The sequence below is a fragment of the Streptosporangium nanhuense genome (assembly GCF_059358815.1).
The window spans coordinates 1-7,178 of sequence record NZ_JCADBG010000062.1; the positions used below are offsets into that span (position 1 = coordinate 1).

Annotated in this window: 6 protein-coding genes and 2 pseudogenes; 6 read left to right on the forward strand and 2 right to left on the reverse strand. The window is 70.4% G+C overall.

The features are described from left to right. Both AC5L38_RS43730 and AC5L38_RS43735 read right to left on the reverse strand, forming a co-directional pair. Window positions 1-398 (reverse strand): annotated as a pseudogene (locus tag AC5L38_RS43730) (activator-dependent family glycosyltransferase); the annotation flags it as partial. A gap of 8 nt (window positions 399-406) precedes the next feature. After that, window positions 407-1,636, reverse strand: coding sequence for an acyl-CoA dehydrogenase family protein (locus AC5L38_RS43735; RefSeq protein WP_495248732.1), 1,230 nt, complete (start codon window positions 1,634-1,636; stop codon window positions 407-409). Window positions 1,637-1,941: 305 nt separating this feature from the next. Here AC5L38_RS43735 and AC5L38_RS43740 point away from each other — a divergent pair, with 305 nt between their 5' ends. The 6 genes and pseudogenes from AC5L38_RS43740 to AC5L38_RS43765 form a co-directional block, all read left to right on the forward strand. After that, window positions 1,942-2,550: a GNAT family N-acetyltransferase gene (locus tag AC5L38_RS43740; protein WP_495248733.1), complete on the forward strand. Its 609-nt coding sequence runs from the start codon at window positions 1,942-1,944 to the stop codon at window positions 2,548-2,550. Next, complete coding sequence (locus AC5L38_RS43745; RefSeq protein ID WP_495248734.1) at window positions 2,547-2,858, forward strand: hypothetical protein; 312 nt, start codon at window positions 2,547-2,549, stop codon at window positions 2,856-2,858. Before AC5L38_RS43740 ends, AC5L38_RS43745 begins: the two co-directional genes overlap by 4 nt. 261 nt (window positions 2,859-3,119) lie before the next feature. Further along, a complete protein-coding gene (locus tag AC5L38_RS43750; protein WP_495248735.1) occupies window positions 3,120-3,716 on the forward strand; it encodes an LmbU family transcriptional regulator in 597 nt (198 codons plus the stop codon). 43 nt (window positions 3,717-3,759) lie between these two features. After that, window positions 3,760-5,616, forward strand: a complete 1,857-nt coding sequence (locus AC5L38_RS43755) for a fatty acyl-AMP ligase (RefSeq protein WP_495248736.1) — start codon at window positions 3,760-3,762, stop codon at window positions 5,614-5,616. Between the two features lie 31 nt (window positions 5,617-5,647). Further along, window positions 5,648-6,763 carry a DegT/DnrJ/EryC1/StrS family aminotransferase gene (locus AC5L38_RS43760; protein WP_495248737.1) on the forward strand — a complete coding sequence of 372 codons (1,116 nt, stop codon included), beginning with the start codon at window positions 5,648-5,650 and terminating at the stop codon, window positions 6,761-6,763. Window positions 6,764-6,786: 23 nt separating this feature from the next. Next, window positions 6,787-7,178, forward strand: a pseudogene (locus tag AC5L38_RS43765) (activator-dependent family glycosyltransferase); the annotation flags it as partial.

Consider the following 7,178-nt stretch of genomic DNA (forward strand, 5'->3'; position numbering starts at 1 on the left):
TCCCAGATCACCAGGTCCGGTTCCCAGTGCCGGCAGAACGCGGTCAGCTCCCCGATCATCGGGTCGTTCACCACCCGGGCCCACCACGGCACGAACTGCCCGCCGTACCCGTTCTTCAGGTACTCCCAGGTGAGCACCTCGGGGCGGTTCTCGGCCAGGTCGTAGGAGGGGGCCCGCGGCGCCGTCTCCGGCAGCTCCTTCGTCCGGCCCACCAGCCGGTGCAGGATGTGGTCCTTGCCGACGGGGACGGCGGTGAGGCCCGCTCCGGTGATGACGTCGGTCAGCTCGGGCTGGCTGGCGACCCGCACCTCGTGACCGGCGTTGCGCAGCGCCCACGCCAGCGGGACCATCCCCAGGAAGTGGGTCTTCTCCGCGTACGCGGTGAAGAGAACGCGCATGGACCCCCCTAACCGTTCCTGACGGGGCCCAGCGCCTGGGCGCTCAGGTAGTCGACGGCGTCGACGAAGGTGTACGGCTGCATGAAGCCCCCTGCGCGCACGTCGCGGTAGAGCCGCGCCAGCGGGTGGGAGGCGGAGAAGGAGGCGCCGCCGATCAGCGTCTGGGCGTCGAGGACGACGGCGGGCGCCAGCTGGTTCACGACCATCTTCGCGCACTGGAACGGCGTCATCATGGCCGGCCCGCGCTCCTGCGGGTCGCCCGTGTCGTCGTAGGAGAGCCGGTCGGCCCTGGCCAGCGCGGCCGCGACCGTCGACCTCATCGTGAAGAGCCTGGCGTCCATCTCGGCCACCAGCGTCCGGGCCGCAGCGGCCCCCGTCGCCCCCCTGCGAAGGAGGGCCGAGACGGCGATCTCCCGTGCCGACTGGGCGATGCCCGTGTAGATGCCGAGCATGGTGATCGAGCTCACCGTCTGGCCCGCGAGCATGGCGAGGTCCTGCTCGCCCGCCGGGCCGCGCAGCACCACGTCCTCCGCCGCGATGGGACAGTCCTCGAACACGATGTCCACGCTGCCCGAGGCCCGCATGCCAAGCCCGTCCCAGTTGTCCGTCACCGTGAGTCCCGGGGTCTGCCGGGTGAGCACGGCCATCCCTGACTGGGGACGCTGCCCGGGGACGCGCGTCTGCGCGTACACCGCGAAGTCGGTGGCGATGGGCGCCATGCTCACCAGCGTCTTGCCGCCCGACAGCACCCAGCCGCCGTCGCCGGTCGGGGTCAGCGTGGTCGGGCGCCGGTCGCGCGGGATGTCCTTGACGCCGGTGGACACCACGGCCTCGCCGGAGCCCATGCCGCGCAGCAGCCGTTCGGCCAGCGCCCGCGCGTGGGCGGGGCCGGTCCGCCACTCGTAGGTCAGCGTCAGCGCCCGGCTGAGCTGCATGTGCAGGGCGAGCGCCGTCGAGGCGTCGGCCTCGGCGACCCTCAGCAGCGCCAGGGAGACGTCGTGCATCCGCTCGACCCCCAGCCCGCCGAGCACGGAGGGCACCGTGGCGCCGAGGACGCCGTCCTTGCGCAGGCCCTCGAAGACGTCGTGGGGGAAGGTCCCGCGCCGGTCGTTGCCCGCGGCGGCCTCCGCGATCGCCGGCCGGTGCGTCTCGATGAGATGGAGCAGGTCGCGGCCCTCGGACGTGATCGGTTCGAGGAGTTCTCCCTGCATCGCGGCGTCCTCGGTGTGCACTGTCATCGGCCCATCCCGCTTCCCCTCGTTCGTACGTCGGCCCACTGCCGCCGCATGCACCATAAACGACCTTTCCGCGACCGGCCGAAGAAATCAACCGGGAAATTGTCACGGCTCCGAAAAAGGCCATTCGCATGGACATTGAGACCACCGGAGAATAACTTGACCCATAGATCACCCGGAACTAGCATCTGTCCCGCTGGCGAGACGGGCCCGCCTCTTTGATACGGGGACGACGGCCGCTCGGCCCGCCCGATTAATCCTCCGGGTAATCCCATTCAGCCGCGACGCCGAGTTGAAGGTGGAAGAACGTGCTCTTTCCCCACACCAAGACCAGAAGGACGCTGCTGCGCCACGCCAACCCGCCGGAGGGCGTCACGGCGCACGACCTTCTCCTCAAGGCCGGGCTGAACGACCTGCCCTCGGCCGAGGTGTTCGCCGCGCTGTACGCCAAGGAGGTGTCCGCCCAGTTCACCGTGGAGCGCCAGGACAACGACCAGGTCGTGGGATACGTCTCGTTCCACCATCTGGACCTGTCGGGCAGGCACGTGCGGGCGAGCTTCATCACCGATCCGGTCACCGCGGGCAACGGGGTCGGCGCGGAGGTCATTCTGCTGACGATCAACTACGCCTTCGCCATGTGGAACGTCAGGAAGATATATTTCTGGACCGTCGAGCCGGATTTCAAGATTCTGCATACGTCCTATGACGCCAACCACAAAGAGGCGACTCTTCCCGAGCATCTTTACGACCGGGGCGCGCTGCGGGACGTGCATATCCACGCCGTCTACCGCGACTATTGGGAGGAGCACGGCGCCGAGCTCCTCAACAAACTCGTGCAGAGCCCGCTCGAACGCAGGAACGCGGCCTCCGCCGCGTCCACCGATTCCGCAGAGACGCCGTCAGGAGAGATCAGTTGACCGAGATGTTCGTTTCCGACCAGAAGAAGGGCGTGCGCGAGCGGATCGAGCGTGAGGCGCTGAAGATCGTGTTGTTCAGCTCCAACGAGCTCGCCGTCCCCGAGCTGACCGACCTGGGGGAGATCACCGAACCCAGCGATCTGGGCAACCTCGACTCGTTCTCCATCATCCTCCTGATCCTCGCCCTGGAGGACGCCTACGGCGTGCCGCTGCTGGACGACATGGCCGGCTTCGGCGGCAGGAACTTCGACGACCTGGCGGACTTCGTTATCGAGCGTCTCCCCCCGGGCACCGGCGGCCAGGAATAGCCGGTGACGCCCCGCACGACACCGGTGAGCGGGGAGAACGACGCTGACCAGGTCCCCGGTACGCCCCTGTCAGGGCGTCTAGATCTCGTCTAGAACTCTCCCGTGGCCCCTAGGGCAAACTCTCAGCCATCGACGGATCCGTCGAGGCGAAAGGGTGTGACAGACGTGACGACAGACGTGAACGGCTACCCGAGTCTTTCGACCACACATCACGGCCAGACCACGCATCACGGACAGGCCAGGCCCGCTCACAACACGCGAATGGCACTGGACGCGCCGGGCATGACCCGGAGAACGGCCCTCTCCCTGCCCCCGGGCATGTCGCTGACCGCCTGGAGCCGCCTGGGCCGGCAGATCTTCATCATCTCCGACTCGTCCGCCTGGTGGCTGGGAGACTGGCTGATCTACGGCCAGGCCCAGTACCCCGACCGCTACAAGCGGGCGATCGCCGAGACCTCCCTCGACTACCAGACCCTGCGCAACTACGCCTGGGTGGCCCGGCAGTTCAGCCTGCCCCGGCGCCGGGAGAAGCTGAGCTTCCAGCACCACGCCGAGGTCGCCAGCCTGCCCGAGCCCGAGCAGGAGATCTGGCTCAACCGCGCGGAGAAGGGCACCTGGTCCCGCAACGAGCTGCGGCGGCGCATCAAGGCGGAGCGCAACGGCGGGGTCGCCGACGAGGTCACCCACATCCAGATGAACGTCATCGCCGAGCAGAAGAAGCGCTGGCAGGAGGCCGCGGAGAGCACCGAGCAGGACCTGCTCGTCTGGATGGTCTCCAACCTGGACCGGGCGGCGCTGGCGGCCCTGGAGTCCAGGGAGACCGCCGCCAGATCGGACGCGCTCCCCCAGTCCGCCTGACCCCCGAGGTCGCAGGACCTCACCGACCGGACGGAGAAGAAGCTTGAGCCCCGATTCCGGTGACCCTCCCGAGGAGGTCATCGAGACCGCCGTCGCCACCGCCCGGGGATCGCGACACCTCCGCCTGCGCTACCTGCCCGACAGCGTCCGCCTGTTCGCCCGGACGGCCGGTTCCTCCCCCGCGGTCACCTTCGTCGAGTACGGGATGCGCCGCGACACCGGCCGCCGGGAGAAGAGCGCGCGGACGATGGGCTACGCCGAGCTGGACGAGCGGGCCCGCTCGGTCGCGGCGGTCCTGCAGCGGCGGTGCGAGCCCGGCGACCGGGTGGCGGTCCTCTGCCCGCACGAACCCGGCTACGTCGTCGCCTTCCTCGCCTGCCTGTACGCGGGGGTCGTCGCGGTGCCGCTGTACGCGCCCGAGGCGCTGCGCAGCAACGAGCGCCTGCTCTCGGTGATGGGCGACTGCGCGCCGAGGTGCGTGCTCACCGTCTCCGCCGTACGCCCGTCCGTCGAGCGGCTGCTGGACGGCATGGACGACATGGACGACCTGGTCTGCGTCGACGAGGTCTCCTCGGACGAGGCCGGGAACTGGCGCAGGCCGGCGATGCGGCCGGACGACGTGGCGTACCTGCAGTACACCTCGGGCTCCACCGGCGCCCCGGCGGGCGTCCGCGTCACGCACCTGAACCTGGCCGTCACCAACCACCAGATCAGGGCGCACTGGCCGTCGTCGGTCATCGCGTCGTGGGTGCCGTTCTTCCACGACTTCGGCCTCGTCTGCGGGATCACCAACCCGCTGGGCGCGGGCGCGCACTCGGTCAACCTCAGCCCGATGGCCTTCGTGCAGGACCCCTACCGCTGGCTCCGCATGATCTCCGACTACCGGGCCGACTGGAGCATCACGCCGAGCTCCAGCCTGGTCCAGTGCGTGCGCCGGGTGACCGGGGAGCGAAGGAGCGAGCTCGACCTGAGCTCGCTGCGGCTGCTGACGATCGCCGCCGAGCCGGTGTACGCCGAGTCCACCGAGGCGTTCACCTCCGCGTTCGCGGAGGGCGGGCTGTCGGCCACCGCCCCGTCCCCCTGTTACGGCCTGGCCGAGGCGACCCTCCCGGTCAGCGCGCCGCCGGTCGGCGAGGGCATGACCGACCGGTCCTTCGACCGCGACGCCCTCGCCGCCGGGATCGCCCGCGAGCTCCCGCCCGGCAGCCCGAACACCGTGCGCATCGTGTCGTGCGGGACGCCGAGCCTGGGGGTGTCGGTGCGGATCCGGCACCGGGACGACCTCGGCCCGCTGCCGGACGGCCGGGTCGGCGAGATCTGGGTGAGCGGGCCCAACGTGGCGGACGGCTACTGGAACCGGCCCGAGCGGTCGGCCGCCGTCTTCGAGAAACACCTCGTCGAACCGGACGGCGACCTGCTCCCCGGCCCCTGGCTGCGCACGGGCGACCTCGGCTTCCTGCTGGAGGGCCGGGTGCACGTGGTCGGCAGGGCGAAGGACATGATCATCGTTCGCGGCCGGAACCACTACCCGGACGACATCGAGGCCACCGTGCAGGCCGCGCGGGCCGCGCGAGCCGTCGGGGGTGCCGGGGGTGCCGGGGGTGCCGGGGGTGCCGGGAGTGTCGCCTCCGAGGGGTCGGCCGCCGCGTTCTCCGCCGAGATCGACGGCGAGGAGCGGCTCGTCGTCCTCGTCGAGGCCGAACCCGCGCTCCTGGCGGCCGGAGGACCGGAGGCGGAGGTGATCCTGCGCGACCTGCGCCAGGAGATCACCCGCAACCACGGTCTGACCGCGCACGACCTCGTCCTCGTACGGCGCGGCGTCCTGCCGCGGACGACCAGTGGAAAGATCCGCCGTGGTGCCTGCCGGGAGCAGTACCTGCGCGGGGAGTTCGACCGCTGAGCCGAACCGGCTCCCCTTCCGGAGGTGATGTATGACCAGGCCCCTTTACGTCTGGGACTATCTGCAGGAGTACGAGAACGAGCGGGAGGACATCCTCGGCGCGGTGGACACCGTGTTCCGCTCGGGCCAGCTCGTGCTCGGCCGAGGCGTGCGGGACTTCGAGGCGGCCTTCGCCGCCTACCACGGCGTCTCCCACTGCGTGGGCGTCGACAACGGGACGAACGCCATCGTGCTGGGGCTCCAGGCGCTGGGCATCGGGCCGGGCGACGAGGTGATCACCGTGTCGAACACGGCGGCGCCCACGGTCGTGGCCGTCGACGCCGTCGGCGCCGTCCCGGTCTTCGTCGACGTGCACGAGGACACCTACCTCATGGACGTCGGGCAGGTCGAGGCGGCGATCACCGAGCGGACCCGCTGCCTGCTCCCGGTGCACCTGTACGGCCAGTGCGTCGACATGGCGCCGCTGCGGGAGATCGCCGACCGGCACGGCCTGGTGATCCTGGAGGACTGCGCGCAGGCGCACGCGGCCCGCCACCACGGCCGGATCGCGGGCTCGATGGGCGAGGCCGCCGCCTTCTCCTTCTACCCGACCAAGGTGCTCGGGGCGTACGGCGACGGCGGGGCGACCATCACCTCCGACCCCGGGGTGGACGCGGCGCTGCGGCAGCTGCGCTACTACGGGATGAGGGAGCGCTACTACGTCGAGCGGACCCCCGGCCACAACAGCAGGCTGGACGAGGTGCACGCCGAGATCCTGCGCCGCAAGCTGACCAGGCTGGACGGGTACGTCGCGGCCCGCAGGGCCGTCGCGGCCCGCTACGCCGAGGCGCTCGCCGGCACCGACGTCGTCCTGCCCGCGGTCGCCCCCGGCAACGAGCACTCGTACTACGTGTACGTGGTCCGCCACCCGCGGCGGGACGACATCATCGAGGCGCTCAAGGGCTACGGCGTGTCGCTCAACATCAGCTATCCGTGGCCGGTGCACACGATGTCGGGCTTCGCGAAGCTGGGGTACGCGGCCGGGAGCCTGCCCGTCACCGAGGCGGTGGCCGGGGAGATCTTCTCGTTGCCGATGTACCCCTCGCTGGCCGAGGACGACCAGGCGATGGTCGTCGAGTCGCTGCTCAAGGTGCTGGCCACCCTGTGACGGCGGGCGGGAGGGACCGGTCCATGCGCGTGCTGTTCGTCACCCACGCCGAGCGGACCCATTTCCTGGGGATGGTCCCGCTGGCGTGGGCGCTGCGCAACGCCGGTCACGAGGTGCGGGTCGCCAGCCAGCCCGAGCTGACCGGCGTCATCACCGGAGCCGGTCTCACCGCCGTCCCCGTCGGGGGCGACCACATGCTGCAGCGGCTGCTCACGCACGGCGCGAGCCTCGACCCGGACGCGCCGCCGCCGTTCGACATGGCGGAGAACCGGCCGGAGAAGCTCACCTGGGAGTATCTACGCCGGGGGTATCACGACGAGCTGGTGCCGTGGTGGTGGCGGGTGGTGAACGACCCGATGATCGGGGAGCTGACCGCGTTCTGCCGGCACTGGGAACCGGACCTGGTGATCTGGGA